Below are 2,251 nucleotides of genomic sequence, written 5' to 3'. Positions count from 1 at the left end.
GGAATGCTCCGAAATATGCAGCTACTTTCGATTGACTCAACCCCTTTGCTTTATACTCCTGTATTTTAGCGGTTGTAGCTACTGCCTCAGGCCGCCCTACTTTCTTACCCTCAGCCCTAGCACGAGCTTGCCCTTCGATAGTACGTTCACGAATCCTATTTCGCTCAAATTCCGCAAATGCAGAGAACATTTGCAGCATTAGCCTTCCTTCTGCTGAGCCAAGATCTTGAATTGGCAAATCTAATGATATTGGAGTAATTCCCCTTTCAAGCAACATACTAATCGTATGTTGAACATCAATATTATTTCTACCAAGTCGATCCAATTTTAAAACAATCAGGCTATCCCCAGCTTCTAGCTTATGATCGATTAGTGTTTTAAACGCCTTCCTTTCAATTGCAGGGACAGAACCAGAAACAGTTTCGGTAATTACTCGATTCTGCTGGATTTCATATCCAGCGCTTCTAATGGCTAAAACTTGGTTCTCAGTAGTCTGCTCACTTGTTGAAACGCGGCAATAAGCAAATATACGCCCAGAACTCATAATTGACCTCGACATTGGTATCATAACTAGTATCAACAATAACAGAGGTGTCATAAACATGCAACAACCACTTAATGATACCACTTGAGATATATCTTTTAACAGTATCAACAAATGAATGTTTATTGATACCCATGAGTATCAGCCGACTAACTTTATAGAGAACCTACTATCTTTATATGTCTCGACAAGTTTGGAAGGGATACTTAATCGGATAACTGTTTCTTGATAAATAACCGTTTTCCAATTTTTTCTAGAGCCTACGGAATCTACACAACCAGAGATCACCGAGATGCCGTTTTCCATTTTTGCTCCAGAGTCCCGACCATATGCTTTACATAAAGAAACACCTAAAAATTCTATTCCTTGTTTTATTCCATATATTTCATTTATAGCTGTTAATTCAACTACCACTTTAGAACTATTAAATATTCCATCCAGATTTTTCACTTCCTCTTCAACAAAACCAGGGAATACCCAAATCTGGTTTTCTTTGTCCCATACACCGCCAAGATCCCTGCATTTACTTATTAGCAAAGTATTATAAGGTGACTTCAAAGTGGTAGTATTTTCATCTTTATCTACTGTTATTAACCTATATATTAGGTCTGTCCCATATCGGCTACGAACAGAAACATCTTCCATTAATAGTGACTGCTCACCAGGTTCCAAGCCTTCAGAGTTCTCATCTATGACAACTTTACACTTTCTTCCAAATTCAGTTTGTGCTGAAAAGTACTTTCTATTTTTCTTTATTATTTTAATTTTCACTTTAAATCCTATTTATTAATTTTAATTATTACAAGATCGGAAGGAATAGATATTAAACGTACAAATATAAAACCCCACACACTCAATTCTCACTGCCACATCATACACAACAAAAAATTCAACTGGCTACGTATTAAGAATAGAGTATATTAACCAAAACAAAATCACCCTGACATAATAATCAAAATAAGAAACAAAAAGCAAGAGAATAAATAAACTTTATCTAAAACTAAAAATATACAAATATAAAATACACACGACTTTAATCCCAAAAAATACAATTACCCAGTTCATAGTTATTACTATAAATACCATACCCTCATATGGCTTTCACTGAATAACAAACAAGATCATCACTGAAGTGACCCAGCTCTGGGTCAAACCAACAAACACCACTGTCTCATATCACTTTCATTGAACAGCAAACTCGATCAGCATTAAAGTGACCCAGCTCTGGATCAGAGCAATAATCACTACAATCTCATATCGCTATCACGGAACAGCAAACTCGATCAGCATTAAGGTGACCCAGCTCTGGGTCAAACCAACAAACACCACTGTCTTATACCGCTTTCATTGAACAGCAAACTCGATCAGCATTAAGGTGACCCAGCTCTGGGTCAAAGCACAAACATCACTGTCTTATACCCCTTTCATTGAACAGCAAACTCGATCAGCATTAAGTTGACCCAGCTCTGGGTCAAAGCACAGACATCACTGTCTTATACCGCTTTCATTGAACAGCAAACTCGATCAGCATTAAGTTGACCCAGCTCTGGGTCAAAGCACAAACATCACTGTCTTATACCCCTTTCACTGAACAGCAAACATGATCAACATTAAAGTGACCCAGCTCTGGGTCAAAGCAACAAACACCACTGTCTTATACCCCTTTCACTGAACAACAAACATGATCAAATCGAGTAGGAGGAGGCC

The 2,251-nt window shown here is 37.7% G+C and carries 2 protein-coding genes; both read right to left on the bottom strand.

Features of this window, described 5'->3' with window-relative positions:
* Nucleotides 1-544, bottom strand: a 544-nt coding sequence (locus AB4209_RS16785; RefSeq protein ID WP_372056539.1) for a recombinase family protein, incomplete at its 3' end; no start/stop codon positions are given.
* Between the two features lie 141 nt (nucleotides 545-685).
* Nucleotides 686-1,315, bottom strand: a complete 630-nt coding sequence (locus AB4209_RS16780) for a hypothetical protein (protein ID WP_065608065.1) — start codon at nucleotides 1,313-1,315, stop codon at nucleotides 686-688.
* Nucleotides 1,316-2,251 lie beyond the last annotated feature (936 nt).

This window comes from Vibrio sp. 10N.286.48.C11 (assembly GCF_041469805.1).
GTDB lineage: Bacteria > Pseudomonadota > Gammaproteobacteria > Enterobacterales > Vibrionaceae > Vibrio > Vibrio crassostreae_C.
This window is presented reverse-complemented; position numbering and strand designations above follow the sequence as displayed.